The following is a 23,381-nucleotide window of genomic DNA, read 5'->3' on the forward strand; positions in this document are numbered from 1 at the left end:
CTCGTGAGCAACTTCACACTAGTCATGTGATTTTTGTTAATCTAGCCGTAACTTTACATGGGTGAAACGAATAAAATATTGCAATAAAAAAAGTGTTAGCAACACTTTCACAATATCTATTCGATTACATTTATTATTCATGCCTTAGATACTTAGGCAGCAAAGGAATTAAAAAGAGGGTTTAATTTATGGCGACAATGAAGGATGTTGCCCAGCTAGCAGGCGTTTCAACAGCTACGGTATCACGTGCATTGATGAACCCTGAAAAAGTCTCGGTTTCTACTCGTAAGCGAGTTGAGACAGCAGTACTTGAAGCTGGATACTCACCCAATACATTAGCTAGAAACTTACGTCGCAACGAATCAAAAACCATCATCACTATTGTTCCTGATATCTGTGACCCGTATTTCGCAGAGATCATTCGTGGTATCGAAGATGCCGCAGTAGAAAATGACTACCTCGTTTTACTGGGTGATAGCGGCCAACAGAAGAAGCGTGAGTCTTCATTTGTTAACTTAGTATTCACCAAACAAGCTGACGGCATGCTACTACTTGGCACCGACCACCCGTTTGATGTCAGTAAGCCTGAACAAAAAAATTTACCGCCGATGGTGATGGCGTGTGAGTTTGCCCCTGAGCTTGAACTCCCTACCGTACACATCGATAACCTGACCTCAGCATTTGAAGCGGTGAATTACCTAGCTCAGTTAGGCCATAAACGTATTGCTCAAATCTCAGGGCCCATATCGGCAACCCTGTGTAAATTCCGACAACAAGGCTACCAACAAGCGCTACGTCGTGCAGGGGTATCAATGAATCCTGCCTACAGCACTGTCGGTGACTTTACCTTTGAAGCGGGCGCTCAAGCAGTTCGTCAATTACTCGCTCTTCCTGAACAACCTACAGCGATCTTCTGTCATAACGATGCGATGGCCATCGGCGCGATTCAAGAAGCGAAAAAATTAGGCTTACGCGTTCCTCAAGACCTATCGATTGTCGGCTTTGATGACATCCAATTCGCTCAATACTGCGATCCACCGCTAACCACTATTTCTCAGCCTCGTTATGAGATTGGACGCCAAGCAATGTTGATGATGCTCGACGTACTTAAAGGCAACGATGTACAAGCGGGGTCGCGTCTGCTTGAAGCCAAATTAGTCGTTCGAGGTAGTACAGCGCCGCCTCGAATCTAATCTGAAGAAATATCCTTATAATTCTGCGGCACATTTTGATGTGCCGCTTCCATTTCTGCACTGTTATCCTCGCTCAATCTGGATTACCATGAGAGCAGAATCAGCAACTATTGAATTGTCTTGTGGCTAATAGAGATTATGTAAAGCGCGGTCGTGGCACAAAAAAACCGACCAAGAAACAAGCCCCTCGCCGTAAACCATGGCGTAGTGGTCTTTTGGCGATCCTCCTTGCCGGTGGTTTTGGTTACGGCCTTTACCTATTGAGTAATGATCCTGAGCCGCCAGCACCGACTCCAGTGGTAACCAAACCAAAGCCTAAGCCGAAACCAGCAAAAGTAATTCCGCCACCTCCAGAGGAGAAGTGGGATTACGTTGAAACCTTGCCAAGTCGTGAGATTGAAGTAAAAGCCAAAGAGCAACAGATCTCGAAGATCCCTTACATAATGCAATGTGGCGCGTACAAAACCTCAAGCCAAGCTGAAGCACGTAAGTTGGATATTGCTTTCCAAGGTATCTCGAGTTCAATCCGTAAAAAGGATGGAAGTAGCTGGTACCGTGTGGTTCTAGGGCCATATAAATTGAAGCGTGATGCAGAGCGAGATCGCCATAAACTACAGCGAGCGAAAATCGAACCTTGTGCTATTTGGAAAGACACCGAGTAGTTATAGATTTAGCCGCAGAAGCAGAAGCAGAAGCAGAAAAACCAAACACCGAAAGCCTCCCATTGTGGAGGTTTTCTTTTATCTACACCCTTTAGCCAAATTTCCTTACAACTTCCGCCGATAAGTTGCGCGACATCACTCGACCTTCCTTGAATTATCCGAGCACCATCCTCATATACTTTTTATACCCAAAGATAAGAAATATTAAGAGGCCCTACTCGTGACTACCATTGTATCTGTACGTCGTAATAATAAAGTCGTCATCGCGGGTGATGGACAAGTATCTCTAGGCAACACCGTAATGAAGGGCAATGCCCGTAAAGTACGTCGCCTATACAACAACAAAGTACTGGCCGGTTTTGCTGGCGGTACGGCAGATGCTTTCACGCTATTCGAAAAATTTGAAAGCAAGCTGCAAATGCACCAAGGCCACCTAACCAAAGCTGCCGTTGAGCTGGCGAAGGATTGGCGTAGCGACCGTGCTCTACGTAAATTAGAAGCACTGCTAGCAGTAGCGGATGAAACTGCTTCATTGATCATCACAGGTAACGGTGACGTCGTTCAACCAGAAAACGACCTGATTGCGATCGGTTCGGGCGGTAACTTCGCTCAAGCAGCAGCCACTGCACTATTAGAAAATACAGATTTAGATGCGCGTGAAATCGCAGAAAAGTCGCTGAACATTGCGGGCGATATCTGTGTATTCACCAACCATCACCACACTATTGAAGAACTAGAAAGCACCGTTGAACTGCCAAAGCCAGAGTAACGACCGCTTCCATCAATAACGTTGTATTCAACAGTGATTAAAGAATTAAGGAAAAACCATGTCTGAGATGACTCCTCGCGAAATTGTTCACGAACTCAATCGCCACATTATCGGCCAAGACAACGCTAAGCGCTCAGTGGCTATCGCCCTTCGTAACCGCTGGCGTCGTATGCAGCTTGAAGAAAGTCTGCGTGTTGAAGTATCACCAAAAAACATCCTGATGATCGGCCCAACCGGTGTCGGTAAAACTGAAATTGCTCGCCGTCTTGCGAAACTAGCAAACGCGCCTTTCATCAAGGTAGAAGCGACTAAGTTCACTGAAGTGGGCTACGTAGGTAAAGAAGTTGAAACCATCATCCGTGATCTAACGGACGTTGCGATTAAGATGACACATCAACAAGCGATGGAAAAAGTACAATACCGCGCTGAAGAACAAGCTGAAGAACGTATTCTTGATGCCCTTCTACCACCAGCGCGTGATGCTTGGGGTCAGAACGAGCAATCAACTGAAGACACAACCTCTTCAAACACTCGCCAGATTTTCCGCAAGAAACTGCGTGAAGGTAAGCTAGACGACAAAGAGATTGAAGTTGATGTAGCGGCGCCACAAATGGGTGTTGAAATCATGTCACCTCCAGGCATGGAAGAGATGACTAACCAGCTACAAGGCATGTTCCAAAATCTCGCTGGCGACACCAAGAAAAAGCGTAAGATGAAAATCAAAGACGCATTCAAAGCACTAACGGAAGAAGAAGCTGCGAAGCTTGTGAACCAAGAAGAGCTAAAAGAGAGCGCGATCTTCAATGCTGAAAACAACGGCATCGTATTCATCGATGAGATCGACAAAATCTGTAAGCGTGGCGACAGCTCAGGCCCAGACGTATCTCGTGAAGGCGTTCAGCGTGACCTGCTTCCTCTTATCGAAGGCAGTACAGTATCGACTAAGCACGGTATGGTTAAAACTGACCACATTTTGTTTATCACATCAGGTGCATTCCAAGTGGCTAAGCCATCAGACCTAATCCCTGAACTGCAAGGTCGTCTACCAATCCGTGTTGAACTTGAAGCGCTTTCTGCACATGACTTCAAGCGTATTCTGACTGAGCCAAAAGCATCATTGACAGAGCAGTACATTGCTCTGATGAAAACAGAAGATGTCGGCATTGAGTTTACTGAAGATGGCATCAACCAGATTGCTGACGCAGCATGGCGTGTCAACGAAACCACTGAAAACATCGGTGCGCGTCGTCTACACACGGTAATGGAACGCCTAATGGATGAGATTTCATTCGACGCAACAGACCGAGCAGGCAGCAAATTAGTAATTGATGAAGCTTATGTAATATCTAAGCTTGGCGAGCTCGTAGAAGACGAAGACCTAAGTCGCTTCATCCTGTAGCACAGGAAACTCCAACTTATTGCTCTATCTCAAAGAAATAGCAGCTAATAAGCGAATTCAAGGCCCACTTTCGAGTGGGCTTTTTATTACCCGAAAAATGGGCGTATACTCAAATCACAGTATGAAACGAAGACTTACAAAGAATTAGACCTACGATGAAACAATCTCTACTGATTTGGCTTGATGCCGCACGCCCAAAAACTCTGCCTCTCGCACTTGTCTCTATTCTTACAGGAAGTAGTTTAGCGTTCGCTGGTGGTCATTTTTCTTTATCAATAGCCCTGCTGGCATTTTTAACCGCCACTCTATTACAGATTCTGTCGAACTTAGCCAATGACTATGGCGACGCGGTAAAAGGCACAGACAACGAAAACCGTCTAGGGCCAACACGTGCAATGCAATCTGGCGCGGTGACCGCGAAAACCATGAAGCAAGCGATCATCCTCAACATCATATTTACCATGCTCGCTGGGCTGATTCTTATCTTTCATGCCTTAACCTCGATTGAGAGTATCTTATCTTTCATTGCGTTAGGCGTATTAGCCATTGTTGCAGCCATCGCTTACACCGTCGGCAATAAACCTTATGGTTATATTGGCCTTGGCGACTTATCGGTATTTATCTTCTTCGGTTTGTTAGGCGTTTCAGGGACTTATTTCTTACACACTGGCCATGTTGAACCAAGCCTATTCCTTCCGGCATTGGGCTGCGGCTTGATGGCGGTTGCGGTACTCAATATCAACAACATGCGTGATATCGAAAACGACAGCGAATGTGGCAAACGCACCATGGCGGTTCGCCTAGGGCAGCGCAAAGCCAAACACTATCATTTTGCACTGCTTGGGCTCGCCCTTGCCTCTTTCGCTATCTACCTACTGATTCAAGAAAAACCGGTCTGGATCAGCCTGCCGTTTTTACTGAGCATTATTATTGTTTATAAGCACGGTAAGGCCGTTTGGGAAACCGAAAAGCCAGCACAGATTGCACCAATGATGCCCGTGATAGTGAAATGTTCACTGGTCACTAACCTATTGTTTGCAGGGGTTGTCGTAGCTCAAACTCTATTGAGTTAAATGAGACTAATCATTGCAAAGGGATCAAGCACCGATATACTCAAAGTAAGCTCATTGTTCAAAAGGTATACTAATGGAATACAACACTTCAGCACTGTGCGACATATATTTGGATCAAGTTGATGTCGTGGAGCCAATGTTCAGCAACTTCGGTGGACGTGCATCCTTCGCAGGACAGATCACGACATTAAAGTGTTTTGAAGACAATGCTTTAATTCGCTCCGTATTAGAACAAGATGGTTTGGGACGTGTGTTGTTAATCGATGGTGGCGGCTCACTGCGTAAAGCGCTGATCGATGCTGAGATTGCCCTACTTGCTGAAGACAATGAGTGGGAAGGTATTGTGGTTTACGGCTGCGTACGCGAAGTCGATGAGCTAGAAGACATGAATCTTGGTATTCAGGCTTTAGCCTCTATTCCTGTGGGTGCAAGCCAAGAAGGTGTCGGCGAATTGGATGTACCTGTGAACTTTGGCAGCGTGACCTTCTTACCGGAAGATTACCTCTATGCAGACAACACTGGCATTATTCTTTCGGCAGAGCCTTTGGATGTAGAACTCGATCTGGATGTTGAAGAAGAAGAGGCCGAGTAACTCACTCAGCTTCAAATAATAAAACAAGCCATAGAACACAAAGCATAAGAATACAAACGAAAACGCCCGCTACTGAGTAGCGGGCGTTTTTTTAAATCTGAAGAGTCGATTACTCTACGTCATCCATTTTACCAAGAAGGTTACGGATGCGATCTTGCCATGCTGAATGCTCTTCCTGCATTTGCTGAGTTTTTTGCTCTAGCTCGTGACGGCTTGCTTTAAGCTCACCAGCTTCTGTTGCTAGTGCTTGTTTCTCTTCTTTAAGCTCTTCCACTTCCATTTGAAGAAGTGCAATTGTATCTACTGCTGTTTGAATTTTTGCTTCTAGCTGCTCTAGTACTTCAAAAGACATTCTGGCCTACCTTTAAGTTATCCGTTTGATGGTGAAGGTTCACTCCACTTATTTCCCCATTCTACTCAGCAGAGCAAGGATAAACACTCAATATATTCGATATTTTGCGCCATTCGATGAAAAAAACAGCGCTTTTTACCGAATATTGACGTGAGTGATTACCGCCACAAGGGCAAACCGATTATTTTGATGAATAATAACTGTTTTCCACTGCGAATTGATCGAGAGCAATCTCCAAAAAACAAAAAAGCAAACGTTTCCTTGGGGATATGGTAAAATTCGCCGCGAAATTTCTATTCCCCCTTTGATAATTTTGGAGTCCGCATGAAACGCGATTTAGCAATGTCATTCTCTCGTGTCACAGAAGGTGCAGCACTAGCTGGTTACAAGTGGCTTGGTCGTGGCGATAAAAACGCTGCAGATGGCGCTGCTGTAGAAGTAATGCGTAGCCTACTAAACAAAACCGAAATTAGCGGTGAGATTGTTATCGGCGAAGGTGAAATCGATGATGCACCTATGCTATATATCGGTGAAAACGTCGGTGTGGGCGGCGATGCTGTCGATATCGCCGTAGACCCAATTGAAGGGACTCGCATGACAGCTATGGGTCAATCAAATGCATTGGCGGTATTGGCTGCGGGCGAAAAAGGCAGCTTCCTTAAAGCACCTGACATGTACATGGAAAAATTGGTTGTTGGCCCTGGCGCTAAAGGCGTAATTGACCTAGAGCTGCCACTAACAGAAAACCTAGAAAACATCGCTAAAGCACTAGGTAAAACACTCGATACACTAGTAGTAACCACACTGGCTAAACCACGTCATGATCAAGTGATTGCTGACATGCAGGCGATGGGCGTTCGTGTATTCGCAGTGCCAGATGGTGATGTTGCTGCTTCTATCCTAACGTGTATGCCAGACAGCGAAGTAGACGTAATGTACTGCATCGGCGGCGCGCCTGAAGGTGTCGTTTCGGCTGCGGTTATTCGCGCACTCGACGGTGACATGCACGCTCGTCTTCTTCCTCGTCATGAAGTAAAAGGCGATACAGAAGAGAACCGCAAGCACGGTGAGCTTGAACTAGAGCGTTGTGCAGAAATGGGCGTAACGGCGGGCATCGTCTTGAAAATGGAAGACATGGCACGCAGCGATAATGTTGTATTCTCGGCAACAGGTATTACTAAGGGTGATCTTCTAGAGGGCATCACTCGCACAGGCAATATCGCAACCACAGAAACTCTGCTTATCCGTGGTCGCTGTCGTACGATTCGCCGCATCAAATCTATCCACTACCTAGAGCGTAAAGACCCAGAAGTAATCGGTCACATCCTGTAGACCTAAACTAGCTCTAACAGAAACGTTCCAAGGCTGATACCAAGTATCAGCCTTTTGTTTTATTAGTGCACCAGAATCTCACCATTTGCTGTCGCTAGAGTAAAACGCTGTCTATATAGTAAATCCCCATCAATATAGTAAATGGTTTGCTTTATAAACACCTTGCCTCATAATAGTAAGGTTGATGAGGTAGGGATAGTATGAAAACAAGCGACAAAATCTTACAGACCATTAAGCGTCAAGGCGCGGTAACCGCGAAACAACTGTCAGAAGAGTTTGGCATGACGACAATGGGTGCAAGGCAACATCTGCAAAGCCTGGAAGATGACGGTATTCTTGCGTTTCATGATGTGAAAGTAAAAGTGGGTCGCCCGACTCGCCACTGGTCCCTGACTCAACAAGGCCATAGCCAGTTTTCAGACCGACACGGTGAACTCACTATTCAAGTAATTGATGCCGTAGAAAATCTATTCGGTAAAGAGGGGTTGGCTAAGGTTGCTGCCGAGCGAGAACAACATACTCTGAAGCAGTATCAATCTGCACTGTCTGGCTGTGATTCGCTCATGAGTAAGCTTGAAAAACTCACACAGCTTCGTGAAGACGAAGGCTACATGGCTGAACTTCAAGAGCATGATGAGCACTACATCTTAATTGAGAACCACTGCCCCATCTGCAAAGCAGCAACTCGTTGCCCTAGCCTATGCCAATCTGAGCTCAATGTTTTCACTGAACTGCTCAAAAATGAGTGTCATGTAAGCCGCACTGAACACATTATTTCCGGCGAGAGACGCTGTACTTACACCTTAACGCCCACGCCTTTATCGTAATACCAAGCGCTAAGGGCTAGTCCCAACCCACCGATTCCGTCTCAATATTGAGAAAATGAGAATAGATTAAAATTTGTACAAATTTATTTCTTAAGCTTAAAGCATATGAAACACGCTTAATGCTAAGGAAGGAATCATGGCACAGCCACAGCCAAATCAAAAACTGCCCCCCTTTGATGAACTGGTCCAACTCGCCAAAAGCGATCCGAAAGCATTCAATCAATTCAAACATGAGATGTGCGAACAGATGATTTGTTCGGCCTCAGAAACTATGCAAGACAGGCTACGCGCTCAGCAAAGTCACATCGATTTGGTGGTCGGTCGCTGTAAAAACCCACATCATGTTAATGTCGTGCTCATGCAAGAGCTCCGCTGTCAGGTCTGTAAATTCCAAGAGGCACTCGAAGGTCGCTGTAGTTTTGAAGAACCTAAACCTGAAAATGTCGTGCCTTTCAGGCCGAATACTGAACCCAAAATGTACTAAAAGTAGAAAAGTAGAAAAGTATCAAAAAGAAAAAAGGGAGCGCAATGCTCCCTTTTTACTGATGAATCATCCAATCTTTAAACTGGATCTTCACCGTAATCATTACGGCCTTCTGTGCCTTTCAACAAACCACACTCAATCAGAATCCATAAGCCACACACTAACGCTGCAACGGTCGCAACCATATGGATTGGCGATACCGGCTCAGTGGTCGTCGCAGCCATTGGCGAAGCCAAACGACCCAGTACTAGGGGCACATTTAGTAGTAACCAGTAATTCGACTTATTGCGGTCGTGCCAGCGCTTAGCGGTGACCGCAAGATCTGGGATCACTAGCAGCAATAGGAATACTGGCAGTAGGATGTAAGAGTAAGCAGGGAACAACACAGAGATACCAGAAGCAAAACCAGTAATCGCTATGTAGTAGAAAATATTCCAAATCCAGTAAGTCTTACGACCAATTCTCCCTTTGAAAGAGAGCAGTAAATCTTTCATCGACATCTTAAAACACTCAAAAATTAATACGCTACCAAAAAGTTAGCAGCAAATAGTTAGTGAATCACTTTTAGTTAGTTGATTATTTTTAGCTAGTTAATCACTTTCTGAAAGCAACTTTTATCCATATCCCGTATGTTGACCGTTAGGCTACGGATATGGCTTGCCTGTTCTTGTAAGGTTTGCATTAACAAACGCGACAATTCTCTTTTCTGTTCTTCAGTACGTCCAGAAAGTAACTCGAAGCTAATATGAACAAAATCTACATTGTCCTCTTCATCACCGACCAACCAGTTATGACAGCGTAGTGAACGAGACTTCACAGAAGGTACATCAAACAAACCACAGTTTAATGTAACTTGATGAAGGTCTTCCAGTAAACCTTGGATATTCACTCGCTCATCCACTGAATTTGAGTACTCTAGAACTAGATTCGGCATTATTACTTCCTATTGTTAACGCAATCGTTTGTCCCTTAATAGCAACTAACGATGAAAAATCCGAGAAGTTAGCTATTATTCTGTCTGCCGGATCACTGATATTTGCTCAAAATCTACTCTGACCATTGAGTAAGATCCAAGAAAGTCATGACCACAGTCATGATCTGTTGATATTATTCTGTTATATTATTTCGTAATAAAGTTTACTTTTTTACATTCGATTTATTTAAATACTTTGGAGATATTCCTATGCGTCATCCTGTAGTTATGGGTAACTGGAAACTAAACGGCAGCAAAGAAATGGTTGTTGATCTACTAAACGGTCTTAACGCTGAACTTGAAGGCGTAACAGGCGTAGACGTAGCAGTTGCTCCACCAGCACTTTTCGTTGATCTTGCTGAGCGTACGCTTACTGAAGCGGGCAGCGCTATCATCCTAGGTGCTCAAAACTCTGACCTAAACAACAGCGGTGCATTCACTGGCGACATGTCTCCAGCAATGCTTAAAGAGTTCGGCGCATCTCACATCATCATCGGTCACTCTGAGCGTCGTGAATACCACGCTGAGTCTGACGAATTCGTTGCTAAGAAATTCGCATTCCTAAAAGAGAACGGCCTAACTCCAGTTCTTTGTATCGGTGAATCTGAAGCACAAAACGAAGCAGGCGAAACTGTTGCTGTATGTGCTCGTCAACTTGACGCTGTTATCAACACTCAAGGTGTTGAAGCTCTTGAAGGCGCTATCATCGCTTACGAACCAATCTGGGCTATCGGTACTGGTAAAGCAGCTACAGCTGAAGATGCACAACGCATCCACGCTCAAATCCGTGCACACATCGCAGAGAAATCTGAAGACGTTGCTAAGAAAGTTGTTATCCAATACGGCGGTTCTGTTAAGCCAGAAAACGCAGCAGCTTACTTCGCACAACCAGACATCGATGGTGCTCTAGTTGGCGGCGCAGCACTTGACGCGAAAAGCTTCGCAGCTATCGCTAAAGCAGCAGCTGAAGCAGCAGCTGAAGCAAAAGCTTAATTTAAACTTCACCGTTTAGATTAGATGAAAGGTCAACTTAGGTTGGCCTTTTTTGTGCCTGCCGTTTGTAAAAACTCAAACGACAGGCACAAAAAAACCGCTGAACAATCAGCGGTTTTTAATATTTTTTAAGCGAACGCTAAGCTTGGCTTAGAATAACTCTTCTGCAACGCGGAACAACTCAGAACGGTCTGGGTTCTGCATGTTCTCGATACAGTCGATGATATCGTGGTGAACAAGAGCTTCTTTCTCGATACCAACACAACGACCACCTTGACCTTCTTGAAGAAGGTGAACAGCGTAGTTGCCCATACGAGAAGCCAGTACACGGTCAAATGCAGTAGGACGACCACCACGTTGAATGTGACCAAGAACGGTTGCGCGAGTCTCACGACCTGTTGCCGTTTCAATCTCTTTAGCCAATTCGTTCGCGTCCATCATTAGTTCAGTTAGAGCGATAATTGCGTGCTTCTTGCCTTTCGCAATACCATCTTGGATATTGCTGATTAGCTGATCTTTATCTAGGCCAGTCTCAGGTGTAATGATGTACTCACAACCACCCGCGATTGCTGACATAAGCGTAAGGTCACCACAGTGACGGCCCATGATTTCAACAATAGAAATACGTTGGTGAGAAGAAGACGTATCACGTAGACGGTCGATTGAATCGATAACAGTGTTAAGCGCAGTTAGGTAACCGATAGTGTAATCAGTACCCGCGATATCATTATCGATTGTGCCTGGAAGACCGATACATGGGTAACCCATCTCAGTCAGTTTCTTAGCACCCATGTAAGAACCGTCACCACCGATAACAACAAGTGCTTCGATACCGTGCTTCTTAAGGTTCTCGATGCCTTTCTCACGAACAGCCACGTCTTTGAACTCAGGGAAACGTGCAGAACCTAAGAAAGTACCACCACGGTTGATCACGTCAGATACGCTTGAACGGTCAAGCTTTTCGATACGGTCTTCCACAAGGCCTTGGTAGCCGTCGTAAATGCCGTAAACTTCAATGCCAACTGATAGCGCAGTACGAACTACACCGCGAACTGCTGCGTTCATGCCTGGAGCGTCACCACCACTGGTCAAAACACCGATCTTCTTAATCATGCTCACCCTCGATTTTTGGGAATCTATTATTCAATTCTTGTTCTTGCTGATTGTATATCAACAAGATTTTAAATCTATATTTGTACGTTATGTTACATTTCCTCAACAGGAATAGCACTTAAATCACGTAAAATTATGTAACATTTCTACTTCTGTAAGAGTATTACAGTTTTACTCAATAACTTTGTTGATTCACATCAGAATCAACATTAATTGTTACTAAGGTGATTTTTGTATCACCTTTGAGTTAGCAATTTTTACTCACTTTAGTTCAAAAGCCATTCACTTGCCATTTGCTGCCTAATTTTTAGACGCATTACCATGAGTGAAATTTCTGCTGCTTCTCTGGGCCAAATACGACCGAATATGGATCTTGATGAATTAATACATCAGCACCAGGGAACACTGAAATAAGCTTGTCCTCTACTTCGTCAGAAATGCGGTGTGCTTCAATCAGTGGGATATTATCTTCGAGTTCTAAATGCAATTGAATGAAACGAACAGGCCCAGAACGGCGCGTTCTTAGTTGATGTACACCCAGTACCCCTTCCACACTCAACGATGCCTCTTTAATTTGCTTGAGCTCTTCATCGGGTAGCTTGTGATCAAGTAGAGATTGCACCGCTTCCATCGCCATTTGGTAAGCACTGTAAAGAATGTAGATGCCGATACCAATCGCGAATACCGAGTCTGCTTGACCGATACCAAACCAGCTCAGTGCTAGCGCCAGCATAATCGCCGCATTCATATAGAGGTCAGATTGATAATGCAGTGAGTCAGCCGCAATTGCTTGGCTACCCGTTTTGCTCACAACATGCTTTTGGAATCGAACCAAACCGAAGGTCATGACCATTGCGAACAAGCTGACGTAGATACCAATTTCAGGAGAGTTCAGTTCATGCGGTCGGAAGAAACGTTCAATACCGTTAAGAATAAGGAAACAAGCCGAACCAGAAATAAACATCGCTTGTGCTAATGCAGCAAGAGATTCGGCCTTGCCATGACCAAAGGTATGTTCTTTATCAGCTGGCTGCAGAGAGTAACGAACCACCACAAGGTTGACGACAGAAGCGGCGATATCCAACAGTGAGTCAACAACAGAAGCTAATAAACTGACTGAGCCTGTCATCCACCACGCCGCAACCTTCACAACCAATAATATGGAGGCAATGATGGTGGCTGCCCAAGCGGCGAGCGTAACTAAACGTGCGTATTCTTGTTTCATAAATTGGCTATAAAGTGACTGATAGCACAAAGTATAACCCGCAAAACACCGATTGAATATGACAGCTAGGATCTAATACATTCATTTTAAAGATCAAAAAAAGCGGCACTAGGCCGCTTCTTTTTAAACACTTTCAATCAATCTAGCTTTTTCAAACCATGAATTACTTATCTTTGTTCATGCGTTTTTCCATTTTGTCCGCACATTTAGCCATGCGATCTTGCTGGATTTCTTTCAGTTGAGTCTTCTGTTCAGGTGTTAGTACGCTCATCATTTGATGTTGCTTCTTCAGCATGGTTAAACGACGCTCTGTTTGCTTCTCTACCATTTGGCTTGCTAGGTCGTTTGCCGCCGCTTCATCAAAGGCATCGGCTAGAACTAAATCTTGAACTTTCTCGTGGTGCGCTTTCATCTGCGCCATCTTGTCCGCTTTATTACCTGAATGTTTTGCTTTCATCTCAGCACGGTTCGCTTCACGTATCTCTTTTAGCTCTGCTTTTTGATCATCCGTCAGATCCAGTTGACGCATCACTTTTTTGTCAAAGCCGCCACACTTGCCGTGCATGCCTTTGTGGTCACCTTTATCGCCACCGCCATATGCGAACGCGCTTGCTGTACCTAACATAAGTGGAAGTGCCGCAGCTACTAGTACAAGTTTCTTAGTCATTTTCATAATTTTTGCCTCAATTCGGTATAATCTGTCATGTGTTGCGTTTGTTTTCAGCGCTTAGATATAGATTAGTCTTCCCCTCGTAAAGCGACGTTTAGAAAGCGTAAAGAATCGTAAAGAGTGAAAGTTGACGAATAATTAGCAGTATTATTAACCTATAAACAACTGATTAAGGCTTCCCAATGGCGAACATTCTTCTTATTGATGACGACACCGAGCTAACCGGCTTACTTAAAGACATACTGAGCTTTGAGGGATTCACTGTTTCCGAAGCCAACGACGGCTATGCGGGGTTGGAAGCTATCAATGATGAGATAGATTTGATTCTTTTGGACGTGATGATGCCGCGCCTTAACGGTATGGAAACGCTAAAAAAACTAAGAGAAAATTGGGAAACGCCAGTACTGATGCTGACAGCTAAAGGTGAAGAGATCGACCGTGTTATTGGCCTTGAGCTTGGCGCAGATGATTACTTGCCAAAGCCTTTCAGTGACCGAGAGCTGCTCGCTCGTATTCGTGCCATCTTACGTAGAACGCAGATCAACACCGCTCCTAAAGCAGCCAGTGATAAGATTCAATATCAAGACATTGAAGTATTTCCAGGTAAACAAGAAGCTTATTGTAATGGCCAGCTTATCGATCTTACCACCACCGAGTTCGCTTTGCTGAGTCACCTAATCCAGAACCCAGGGCAAGTGATCACCAAGGAAGCGTTGAGTTTGGATGTTCTGGGTAAAAGGCTTGCAGCATTTGACCGTGCGATAGACATGCACATATCCAACCTGCGTAAAAAAATTCCAGAACGCAGTGACGGTAAATCTCGCATCAAAACCTTACGAGGCCGTGGTTACTTATTGGTAGAGGAAGATTAATGCGTATCCCTAAAATCACCAGCTTATATGGACGTATCTTTGCTATCTTTTGGTTCACCATGTTACTGGTGCTTTTGTCGGTACTGTCACTTCCCCATTTAGACCCGCGAGTGGCGCGCGATGTGCCTGCCGATCATCTCGATAAACTCGAACGTATCGCTAAATTCACAGAAAAGCGCTACGCCAAAGAATCTAACCTGGGAAAAATAGTGTTCCAACTTGAGGCACCGCGTAGCCGCAAGGATTCTCGTGCTCGTATTTACCTAACCGACCTTGAAGGCGCAGTCCTTACATCGAAAAGACACTCAAATTACAAACTTAAAGCGATTCGTAATTTTGTTACCTCGATAGATAACCCTGAATTACCCAAGCAAAAGTTATACGGACATTACATGGTAGCAGGGCCAGTGCCGATTACACTCGCAGGTGAAGAACTGTTGATGTACGCCGGAGTAAAGTGGAATCAACCTCCTCCATTTTTGCTGCGCTTATTTGATAGACCTTTACAGCTCTTGCTTGCGGTAATGCTAGCAAGTACCCCACTGCTATTATGGTTAGCTTGGGCATTGAGCCAACCTGCTCGTAGACTTGAACGCGCAGCGCAACGTGTGGCGAAAGGTCAGTTTGAGGTCGATCCCACACTCGAAAAAGGCACCTCAGAATTCAGACAAGCGGGTGAGAGCTTTAACCAGATGGTCGAAGCGGTTAATCAGATGATTTCGGGGCAACAACGCCTACTTTCTGATATCTCACACGAGCTACGATCGCCATTGACCCGCCTACGCATGGCGAATGCACTGGCGATTCGTAAACAAGGTGAGAGCCAAGAGTTAGAACGTATCGATATGGAAGCTCAGCGATTAGAGCAAATGATCAGTGAACTACTGACGCTATCACGCATGCAGGTCGACAGCCACATTACTCGTGAGGTTCAACCTATTTCGAGCTTATGGGAAGAGATCTTAAAAGATGCAGAATTTGAAGCTGAACAGATGGGTAAATTACTGACGTTTTCGGAGATCCCAGAGCGTTCTATTTCGGGTAACCCTAAGCTACTGATGAGTGCCTTGGACAATATTACGCGCAATGCTATCTACTACGGTAAAGACCAAGTCGATGTGCAATTCGATGTTGTCCAAGATCGGCTAACGATTTGCGTCAATGATAATGGCGATGGTGTGCCTGATGACGAACTGGATTCAATCTTTAGGCCTTTCTACCGCGTTTCTACCGCTCGAGATCGTAATTCCGGCGGCACAGGGCTTGGCCTAACCATTACAGAGAGTGCGATTCGTCAACACAGCGGAACCATCACTGCAAGCCGTAGCCAGCTCGGCGGATTACAACTTAAAATCACCCTGCCTATCCTGCCAGTGTAATACCCCTACAAAGATCACAGTTGATAATGATTTCTATTATCACTATGGTAAGTCCTCTAATTAAGGAGGATTTACCATGTCACACTCTTTTCCTGCTCTACCCTACGCCTACGACGCCCTAGAACCTTACATTGACGCTAAGACGATGGAAGTGCATTACAGCAAGCACCATAGAACCTACTACGATAAGTTTGTTGCGGCGATTTCTGGCAGTGAACTTGAGCTGCAATCTCTGACCGAGATCTTCGCTAACATCTCTCAGCACAGCCCTGCCGTTCGCAACAATGGCGGCGGTTACTACAACCATATTTTATATTGGAACTGCATGGCTCAAGATGGCGGGGGTGAACCGGCAGGTAAACTTGGCGACGCGATCCAAAGTACTTTCGGAGATTTCGAGACGTTCCAAGATCAGTTCGCTCAAGCTGCAATCAATACCTTCGGTTCAGGCTTTGCTTGGTTGGTAGTAGAAGAAGGACAACTGAAAATCATCTCGACCTCAAACCAAGACAACCCGTGGATGGATACCATCGCCAGCAACGGTGAGCCGATTCTTGCACTGGATGTCTGGGAACACGCCTACTACATCAGCTACCAAAACCGTCGCCCTGATTACATCAACGCATGGTGGAACGTGGTGAATTGGAATGCGGTTTCTGAAAACTACGCACAAGCACTCACGAATAAAGCGTAAGCCAATGGTGGTGAACTGTACTCACTCAGCTTGCCACCGTATACTCTGGCTATCTTTGATTATTCTTGTGAACCAACATGTTTGATATCGCTCTATACGAACCTGAAATTGCGCCCAATACGGGTAACATCATCCGCCTATGTGCTAACTGCGGAGCAAACCTGCACCTGATTGAGCCGCTTGGCTTTGATTTTGAAGAGAAGAAAGTTCGTCGTGCTGGCTTGGATTATCACGACCTAGCGCGTGTTAAGCGTCACAAGAACCTAGAAGCCTTTCTTGAGTATCTAGAGAATGAACGCGAGGGTGACTTCCGCATCTTTGCTTGCACGACAAAGACCACAGGTCACCACGTGGATACGAAATTCCAACAAGGTGATGTGTTGATGTTTGGCCCTGAGACACGTGGCCTGCCTGCAGAGTTCATCGAAAGCATGCCAATGGAACAACGCATTCGTATTCCAATGATGCCAGATGCGCGTAGCCTCAACCTATCTAACGCGGTTGCTATTATTGCATTCGAAGCGTGGCGACAAATGGGCTTTGAAGGCGCGGTATAACCGAAAGCTCCCCCCCTGCTAGCAATAAAAAAGGCTCTTACCATTATCACTTTCTTGCGAAGGATAAAGGTAAGAGCCTTTTCTGTTTTTCCCTCTATATAAAGAAGAGATAAAAACAAAGAAGAGAAAAAACGGATTAGTTTAAGCGGTTACGATCGTTGTCATCGTCTTTCTTCTCAAATTCACCCTCAAAGGTGTTGCCGTCTTTTGATTGGTCAGAGGGATCGCGATTGAATGGGTCTTGTCCAAATGGACTCTGACCAAAACCAGCCTGTCCACCCGCATGGAAACCGCCAGACATATTGGTCACCACCATTTTTTCCATCATTTTCTTAGCAATCATCGCTCTTGGTGCTGGTAGCAATACCAACATACCGAGTGCGTCCGTCATAAAGCCAGGAGTCAGCAGCAATACACCAGCAACCGCAAGCATCACGCCTTCAAGAATCTGTTGTGCTGGCATTTCGCCTTGGTGTAATCGACCTTGCACAGACATAAGTGTTTGAATGCCTTGGCTACGAACAAGCGATGCACCAACAAATGCAGTAATCAAAACCAACGCAATAGTTGGCCACAATCCTAAGAAGCCACCAACTTGAATAAATAGCCCAATCTCAATGATGGGTACGAAGATAAATAGTAATAATAAGATAGGAAACACACGCCCTCCTTTGTTACATCCAGTTTACGCTGAAAGCCCTATCAATCTCAAATTTATCCTGTAAATAAGCGTGTTTATTGACCGAGAATAACTTTGCAAAATATTGACGAAACAAAACCGAAAAAGGTGATCAACTTAATATTTTTATGCGCTAAGTACAGTATCATGTGCCACATAAGTCAGGACGGATTTATCAGCCCAATATTCTAGCGAACGGAGTATTTGCACACAGAATAGGCTAATAACTAACTATATAATCAGAATAATTCTCTAAGGATCCTGTTATGGCTAATCTATCAGAAGCTCAAGTTGAAGCTCCTCAAGCTACTCGTCTCGAAGAAGATCTACTAGGTCAACGTCATGTTCCGGCTGATGCTTACTACGGCATCCACACTCTACGCGCAGTTGAAAACTTCAACATCTCAAATGTAACGATCTCAGATGTACCTGAATTCGTTCGCGGTATGGTGATGACAAAGAAAGCAGCGGCTTTAGCAAACAAAGAGTTAGGTGTAATCCCAAGCGAAGTAGCTAAATACATCATCGAAGCTTGTGACCTCATTCTAGACACTGGTAAGTGCATGGATCAGTTCCCATCGGATGTATTCCAAGGTGGTGCTGGTACTTCTGTAAACATGAATGCTAACGAAGTTGTGGCAAACGTGGCACTTGAACTTATGGGCAAAGAAAAAGGCCAATATGAGTTCATCAACCCGAATGACCATGTAAACCGCAGCCAATCAACAAACTGTGCTTACCCTACGGGTTTCCGTATCTCTGTGTACAACAGCGTTCGTAAACTGATTGACGCTATCGAATACCTAAAAGGCGCATTCGAGCTTAAGAGCCAAGAATTCAACACAATCCTGAAGATGGGTCGTACTCAACTTCAAGATGCAGTACCTATGACGGTTGGCCAAGAGTTCCACGCTTGGGCTGTAACCATCAATGAAGAAATCAAAAACCTAGAATACACTTCAAAGCTTCTTCTTGAAGTTAACCTAGGCGCAACGGCTATCGGTACTGGTCTGAACGCAGCACCGGGTTACCAAGGCCTAGCAGTGAAACACCTAGCAGAAGTAACGGGCTTAGAGTGTGTAGCGGCTGAAGATCTTATCGAAGCAACATCTGACTGTGGCGCATACGTAATGACGCACGGTGCACTTAAGCGCCTAGCGGTTAAACTGTCTAAGATTTGTAACGACTTACGTCTTCTTTCTTCAGGCCCACGCACTGGCTTTAACGAACTAAACCTACCTGAACTGCAAGCAGGCTCTTCAATCATGCCAGCTAAAGTAAACCCAGTAGTGCCTGAAGTAGTAAACCAAGTTTGCTTTAAAGTTTTAGGTAACGACAACACGGTTTCTTTCGCTGCAGAAGGCGGTCAGCTTCAACTGAACGTAATGGAACCTGTTATCGCACAAAGCATGTTTGAGTCTCTAGACATTCTAACAAACGCATGTGTGAACCTACGCGACAAGTGTGTAGACGGCATTACTGTGAACAAAGAAGTGTGTGAATCTCACGTATTTAACTCTATCGGTATCGTCACTTACCTAAACCCATACATTGGCCACCACGAGGGTGATGTTGTTGGTAAGATCTGTGCAGAAACAGGTAAAAGTGTTCGTGATGTGGTTCTAGAGCGCGGGTTATTAACCGAAGAAGAACTTGATGACATTTTCTCTGTTGAAAATTTGATGCATCCTCAGTATAAAGCAAAACGCTACGAATAACGTTAGCGAAAAAGGGCTCCAAAGGGAGCCCTTTTTTAGGCTCCAATACGGTTAACCATGTTAATTTTGTGGATTTCTATTGGTTGCACTTTTGCGAAATAGAATCTAAACCATAGAACTATTATGTGAACATTCCAGCGGCGAATGTTCACATAATAAAATCTAAAATGAGGTGTTACTTATGATTGCAGTAGAACTATTTGTCGTCCTGCTCTTTATCTTTTTGGGGGCCAGAATTGGCGGTATCGGTATTGGTTTTGCCGGTGGTGCTGGTGTTATTGCCCTTTCACTGATTCTTGGCGTTCCGACAAGCCAGTCTTTCATCCCGATCGACGTAATCTTGATCATCATGTCGGTTATCACCGCAATTGCTGCTATGCAGGTTGCTGGCGGTATGGACTGGTTGGTACAAATTGCAGAAAACTTTTTGCGTAAACACCCTGAACGCATCACCTTTTACGCGCCGATTGTGACCTTTGTAATGACACTAATGGCCGGTACTGGTCACACAGCATTCTCTACGCTTCCTGTAATCGCAGAAGTAGCGAAAGGCCAAGGTGTTCGTCCTTCTCGTCCACTGTCTATCGCAGTTGTAGCCTCTCAAATTGCTATCACAGCTTCGCCAATCTCGGCTGCCGTTGTCGCTTTCGCAGCAATGCTGGCACCCTTTGGTGTTGATTACCTAACGCTATTGATGGTTTGTATCCCAACAACCTTCATCGCTTGTATGGTTGGTGCGGTTGTTGCTAACTACATGGGTAGCGAACTGAAAGACGATCCTGTTTACCAAGAACGTCTAGAGAAAGGTCTAATCAAACTGGCGACAGAAGAGAAACGTGAAATTCTACCAACAGCGAAGAGAGCAACGTACATCTTCCTAGCAGCGATTGGTTTCGTGGTTTGCTACGCAGCGGCTATCTCTAGCTCTGTTGGCCTAATTGAAAACCCAGCGCTTGGTCGTAACGAAGCGATCATGTCTGTGATGCTAGCAGCAGCAGCGGCTATCGTGATGTTCACTAAGATTGATGCTGCGAAGATTTCTTCAGCGCCAACATTCCGCTCTGGTATGACAGCGTGTGTTTGTGTACTTGGTGTAGCTTGGTTAGGTTCAACGTTTGTAAACGCACACGTTGCTGAGATCAAAGACGTAGCAGGTGCTCTACTGGCTGACTACCCATGGATGCTGGCTCTTGTTTTGTTCTTCGCTTCTATGCTGCTTTACTCTCAAGGCGCAACAACAGTTGCACTAATGCCTGCAGCTCTAGCGATTGGCGTAGCACCACTAACAGCCGTGGCTTCTTTTGCTGCAGTAAGTGCACTGTTCGTACTTCCAACTTACCCTACGCTACTGGCAGCGGTTGAGATGGATGACACAGGCTCAACGCGTATTGGTAAGTACGTATTTAATCACCCATTCTTCATTCCTGGTGTGGTAACAATCAGTACAGCGGTTGCACTCGGCTTCGCATTTGGCGGCCTATTCATCTAGTAATCACTAATGTTCTAAACTAAAAAAGGAAGCTTCGGCTTCCTTTTTTGTTTTCTGCTCAATGTGTTATTTGATACACGTCAAATAACCGTTATAAAATTCAAAAACCAACTAAAAATAAAGTTTGAATAAAATTCCAGGATTATTCAGGCCATTAATTAGGAATGCCTACCCAGTCAATCTCCCTTTGATTTACCGTCATCCCCATCGAATATTAATCCAAGCTAACTAACCAAAAAACCTTGCCAATTTTCTGCCATTTTTCAGCCCTTTCATTAGCCATTATTTTTGTGAACAGCACCAAACTTAAATACTGACGTAAGGAATAAAATAACCGCAGCTAAATTAAATCTAACTTCATTTGGATTGGTAAATATAAAAACAACCTTAATTTAAAGTCAGCAACTTTATATCGTTGAGTGCTTTATAAGTGTCCGTGTATTTACAATCTATAAATCATTAGTCGCTAATTCACATCACTTCTATTTAAGATGATGTAAGGAGATAGCCATGACAACTCAAACGATACCAAGCGAGAAAAAAAAGGGCGGCTTCTTTGCCAACTTTAAATTTCCTTCTGCCTACACCATTCTATTTATTCTGATTGCGTTCGTCGCGCTGCTTACCTGGATTGTTCCAGCAGGCCAATACGACCGTGCAATGAATGAAGAGCTAGGCCGAGAAGTACCCGTAACCGGAACCTATCAAGCGGTAGAAGGTAACCCTCAAGGCGTGATTGATGTACTGCTAGCGCCTATTGATGGCTTCTACGACCACAATAGCTATGAAGCCGCGGCTATCGACGTTTCGCTGTTCATCTTAATCATTGGTGGCTTCTTAGGACTAGTAACCAAAACAGGTGCCATTGATGCTGGCATCGAGCGCGTTACCGCCCGCTTAGAAGGGCGAGAAGAGTTGATGATACCGATACTGATGGCACTGTTTGCCGCTGGCGGTACCGTCTACGGCATGGCGGAAGAATCACTGCCATTCTATACATTACTAGTGCCAGTAATGATGGCAGCTCGCTTTGACCCTCTAGTTGCGGCTGCGACGGTATTGCTTGGCGCAGGGATTGGGGTGCTAGGCTCTACCATTAACCCATTCGCGACCGTTATTGCTGCCAACGCCTCTGGTATTCCATTTACCGACGGTATCGCGCTGCGTATTGGAATGCTGATTATTGGTTGGGGTATCTGTGTCGCCTACGTCATGCGCTACGCAAGAATGGTACAAGCCGATCCAACAACATCGATTGTTTACGACAAATACGAAGAGAACAAAGCGCACTTCCTTGGCAACGCAAGTGGTGAAAAACTGGAGTTCACCGCGACTCGCAAACTGATCCTGGCCATTTTTGGTGGCTCTTTCGCTGTGATGATTTACGGTGTATCCGTTGCTGGATGGTGGATGGCAGAGATCTCCGCGATGTTCTTAGCTGCGACTATTATTGTCGGTATTGTGTCTCGCATGAGCGAGGAAGAGTTCACAACTAGCTTCATTGACGGTGCTCGAGACCTACTGGGCGTTGCGCTTATCATAGGTATCGCACGTGGTATCGTAGTCGTAATGGACCGCGGTATGATCACCGACACTATTCTTTTCTCAGCAGAACAAATGGTGACTGGCCTTTCTTCAGTTGTCTTCATTAACGTGATGTTCTTCTTAGAAATTCTACTGTCATTCTTAGTACCTTCGACCTCTGGTCTAGCAGTGCTGACTATGCCAATCATGGCGCCATTAGCCGATTTTGCTGGCGTAGGTCGTGACCTTGTTATCACCGCTTACCAATCTGCATCTGGCTTGGTCAACTTAATCACTCCAACCTCTGCAGTGGTAATGGGCGGCTTGGCGATTGCTCGTGTCCCTTACGTGCGCTGGGTTAAATGGGTGATGCCATTAATCGGAATCTTGATGGTGTTCTGCATCGTTGTACTAAGTATTGGTGCGCTTATCTAAAACCTACACACCAGCTTCTCGTTCAAAGCCGCTTTCTTAGCGGCTTTTTTATTGCTATCTCCCTCAGAACCAGTCCCCAAAACAACCTAACGAGCTGCACACACTCTATTTAAAGCCTCTCTATAGCCAACCTCATCAGCCAACCTTAAACAACCCAAGGACACCTTCGACAAAGCGTAAATCAACGTTTTAATATTGATGTTAAGGCTAATAAAAAATAATCCATTCCTCTCCATTATGCTTATAAAGATATTTAGTCATTTATTAACGTTAATTATATTTAAAGTTATTCACCTTGTAATAACCAAAGGGAAAATAAAAGCTATTTTTATAGAAAACTGGCTTAAAAAAACCAATTTTAAAGTGTGACCACAACA

The 23,381-nt window shown here is 44.8% G+C and carries 24 protein-coding genes; 17 read left to right on the forward strand and 7 right to left on the reverse strand.

What is annotated here, in order from left to right; genetic code table 11:
* Positions 1 to 188 precede the first annotated feature (188 nt).
* The 6 genes from cytR (at position 189) to rraA (ending at position 5,688) form a co-directional block, all read left to right on the forward strand.
* On the forward strand, positions 189 to 1,193 hold the full coding sequence (gene cytR / locus AB4180_RS01490) for a DNA-binding transcriptional regulator CytR (RefSeq protein ID WP_009848882.1): 1,005 nt from the start codon (positions 189 to 191) through the stop codon (positions 1,191 to 1,193).
* A 122-nt stretch (positions 1,194 to 1,315) separates the two neighbouring features.
* Positions 1,316 to 1,855: an SPOR domain-containing protein gene (locus tag AB4180_RS01495; protein ID WP_009848881.1), complete on the forward strand. Its 540-nt coding sequence runs from the start codon at positions 1,316 to 1,318 to the stop codon at positions 1,853 to 1,855.
* Between the two features lie 220 nt (positions 1,856 to 2,075).
* Complete coding sequence (gene hslV / locus AB4180_RS01500; protein WP_004729692.1) at positions 2,076 to 2,624, forward strand: ATP-dependent protease subunit HslV; 549 nt, start codon at positions 2,076 to 2,078, stop codon at positions 2,622 to 2,624.
* Between the two features lie 58 nt (positions 2,625 to 2,682).
* Positions 2,683 to 4,023 carry an HslU--HslV peptidase ATPase subunit gene (gene hslU / locus AB4180_RS01505; RefSeq protein ID WP_009848880.1) on the forward strand — a complete coding sequence of 447 codons (1,341 nt, stop codon included), beginning with the start codon at positions 2,683 to 2,685 and terminating at the stop codon, positions 4,021 to 4,023.
* Positions 4,024 to 4,178: 155 nt separating this feature from the next.
* Complete coding sequence (locus AB4180_RS01510; protein ID WP_102250564.1) at positions 4,179 to 5,096, forward strand: 1,4-dihydroxy-2-naphthoate polyprenyltransferase; 918 nt, start codon at positions 4,179 to 4,181, stop codon at positions 5,094 to 5,096.
* Between the two features lie 73 nt (positions 5,097 to 5,169).
* The gene (gene rraA, locus AB4180_RS01515; protein ID WP_009848878.1) at positions 5,170 to 5,688 is read left to right on the forward strand and encodes a ribonuclease E activity regulator RraA; all 519 of its coding nucleotides are present in this window, start codon (positions 5,170 to 5,172) and stop codon (positions 5,686 to 5,688) included.
* A gap of 109 nt (positions 5,689 to 5,797) precedes the next feature.
* Here rraA and zapB read toward each other — a convergent pair whose 3' ends face one another.
* Positions 5,798 to 6,040 carry a cell division protein ZapB gene (gene zapB / locus AB4180_RS01520; RefSeq protein WP_009848877.1) on the reverse strand — a complete coding sequence of 81 codons (243 nt, stop codon included), beginning with the start codon at positions 6,038 to 6,040 and terminating at the stop codon, positions 5,798 to 5,800.
* Between the two features lie 324 nt (positions 6,041 to 6,364).
* Here zapB and glpX point away from each other — a divergent pair, with 324 nt between their 5' ends.
* The 3 genes from glpX to AB4180_RS01535 all read left to right on the forward strand — a co-directional run bounded on the left by glpX (position 6,365) and on the right by AB4180_RS01535 (position 8,683).
* The gene (gene glpX, locus AB4180_RS01525; protein ID WP_009848876.1) at positions 6,365 to 7,372 is read left to right on the forward strand and encodes a class II fructose-bisphosphatase; all 1,008 of its coding nucleotides are present in this window, start codon (positions 6,365 to 6,367) and stop codon (positions 7,370 to 7,372) included.
* A 200-nt stretch (positions 7,373 to 7,572) separates the two neighbouring features.
* Complete coding sequence (locus AB4180_RS01530) at positions 7,573 to 8,199, forward strand: metalloregulator ArsR/SmtB family transcription factor (protein ID WP_102250563.1); 627 nt, start codon at positions 7,573 to 7,575, stop codon at positions 8,197 to 8,199.
* A gap of 136 nt (positions 8,200 to 8,335) precedes the next feature.
* Complete coding sequence (locus tag AB4180_RS01535) at positions 8,336 to 8,683, forward strand: DUF3135 domain-containing protein (protein WP_102250562.1); 348 nt, start codon at positions 8,336 to 8,338, stop codon at positions 8,681 to 8,683.
* A 77-nt stretch (positions 8,684 to 8,760) separates the two neighbouring features.
* Here the strand turns inward: AB4180_RS01535 and AB4180_RS01540 are convergent, their stop codons facing one another.
* Both AB4180_RS01540 and AB4180_RS01545 read right to left on the reverse strand, forming a co-directional pair.
* Complete coding sequence (locus AB4180_RS01540) at positions 8,761 to 9,183, reverse strand: DUF805 domain-containing protein (protein ID WP_009848873.1); 423 nt, start codon at positions 9,181 to 9,183, stop codon at positions 8,761 to 8,763.
* Between the two features lie 86 nt (positions 9,184 to 9,269).
* On the reverse strand, positions 9,270 to 9,617 hold the full coding sequence (locus AB4180_RS01545) for a 5-carboxymethyl-2-hydroxymuconate Delta-isomerase (protein ID WP_004729703.1): 348 nt from the start codon (positions 9,615 to 9,617) through the stop codon (positions 9,270 to 9,272).
* Between the two features lie 249 nt (positions 9,618 to 9,866).
* On the opposite strand from AB4180_RS01545, the gene tpiA reads away from it, so the two are divergent.
* A complete protein-coding gene (tpiA, locus tag AB4180_RS01550; protein WP_102250561.1) occupies positions 9,867 to 10,649 on the forward strand; it encodes a triose-phosphate isomerase in 783 nt (260 codons plus the stop codon).
* Positions 10,650 to 10,799: 150 nt separating this feature from the next.
* Here the strand turns inward: tpiA and pfkA are convergent, their stop codons facing one another.
* The 3 genes from pfkA to AB4180_RS01565 form a co-directional block, all read right to left on the reverse strand.
* A complete protein-coding gene (gene pfkA / locus AB4180_RS01555; protein ID WP_009848871.1) occupies positions 10,800 to 11,762 on the reverse strand; it encodes a 6-phosphofructokinase in 963 nt (320 codons plus the stop codon).
* Positions 11,763 to 12,078: 316 nt separating this feature from the next.
* A complete protein-coding gene (gene fieF / locus AB4180_RS01560; protein WP_102250560.1) occupies positions 12,079 to 12,987 on the reverse strand; it encodes a CDF family cation-efflux transporter FieF in 909 nt (302 codons plus the stop codon).
* Between the two features lie 163 nt (positions 12,988 to 13,150).
* A complete protein-coding gene (locus tag AB4180_RS01565; protein WP_102250559.1) occupies positions 13,151 to 13,660 on the reverse strand; it encodes a CpxP family protein in 510 nt (169 codons plus the stop codon).
* Positions 13,661 to 13,839: 179 nt separating this feature from the next.
* On the opposite strand from AB4180_RS01565, the gene AB4180_RS01570 reads away from it, so the two are divergent.
* The 4 genes from AB4180_RS01570 (at position 13,840) to trmL (ending at position 17,159) form a co-directional block, all read left to right on the forward strand.
* Positions 13,840 to 14,529, forward strand: coding sequence for a response regulator (locus AB4180_RS01570; RefSeq protein WP_009844719.1), 690 nt, complete (start codon positions 13,840 to 13,842; stop codon positions 14,527 to 14,529).
* Positions 14,529 to 15,908 carry an envelope stress sensor histidine kinase CpxA gene (gene cpxA, locus AB4180_RS01575; protein ID WP_017096534.1) on the forward strand — a complete coding sequence of 460 codons (1,380 nt, stop codon included), beginning with the start codon at positions 14,529 to 14,531 and terminating at the stop codon, positions 15,906 to 15,908. The genes AB4180_RS01570 and cpxA overlap by 1 nt, the downstream gene beginning before the upstream one ends.
* Positions 15,909 to 15,984: 76 nt before the next feature.
* Entirely contained in the window at positions 15,985 to 16,602 is a 618-nt protein-coding gene (locus tag AB4180_RS01580) for a superoxide dismutase (protein WP_102250558.1), read from the forward strand.
* A gap of 77 nt (positions 16,603 to 16,679) precedes the next feature.
* A complete protein-coding gene (gene trmL, locus AB4180_RS01585; protein WP_102250557.1) occupies positions 16,680 to 17,159 on the forward strand; it encodes a tRNA (uridine(34)/cytosine(34)/5-carboxymethylaminomethyluridine(34)-2'-O)-methyltransferase TrmL in 480 nt (159 codons plus the stop codon).
* Positions 17,160 to 17,295: 136 nt separating this feature from the next.
* On the opposite strand, the gene AB4180_RS01590 is transcribed toward trmL, so the two are convergent.
* The gene (locus AB4180_RS01590) at positions 17,296 to 17,820 is read right to left on the reverse strand and encodes an FxsA family protein (protein ID WP_102250556.1); all 525 of its coding nucleotides are present in this window, start codon (positions 17,818 to 17,820) and stop codon (positions 17,296 to 17,298) included.
* A 284-nt stretch (positions 17,821 to 18,104) separates the two neighbouring features.
* Between AB4180_RS01590 and aspA the strand changes: the two genes are divergently transcribed.
* From aspA to AB4180_RS01605, 3 genes are all read left to right on the forward strand, one after another.
* Positions 18,105 to 19,556, forward strand: coding sequence for an aspartate ammonia-lyase (aspA, locus tag AB4180_RS01595; protein WP_009844714.1), 1,452 nt, complete (start codon positions 18,105 to 18,107; stop codon positions 19,554 to 19,556).
* 181 nt (positions 19,557 to 19,737) lie between these two features.
* Positions 19,738 to 21,045, forward strand: a complete 1,308-nt coding sequence (locus AB4180_RS01600) for an anaerobic C4-dicarboxylate transporter (protein ID WP_009844713.1) — start codon at positions 19,738 to 19,740, stop codon at positions 21,043 to 21,045.
* Positions 21,046 to 21,555: 510 nt separating this feature from the next.
* Positions 21,556 to 23,004, forward strand: a complete 1,449-nt coding sequence (locus AB4180_RS01605; RefSeq protein ID WP_012604975.1) for a YfcC family protein — start codon at positions 21,556 to 21,558, stop codon at positions 23,002 to 23,004.
* Positions 23,005 to 23,381: the final 377 nt, after the last annotated feature.

It is taken from the genome of Vibrio sp. 10N.286.49.C3 (assembly GCF_041469545.1).
GTDB classification, from domain to species: Bacteria; Pseudomonadota; Gammaproteobacteria; order Enterobacterales; family Vibrionaceae; genus Vibrio; species Vibrio tasmaniensis_A.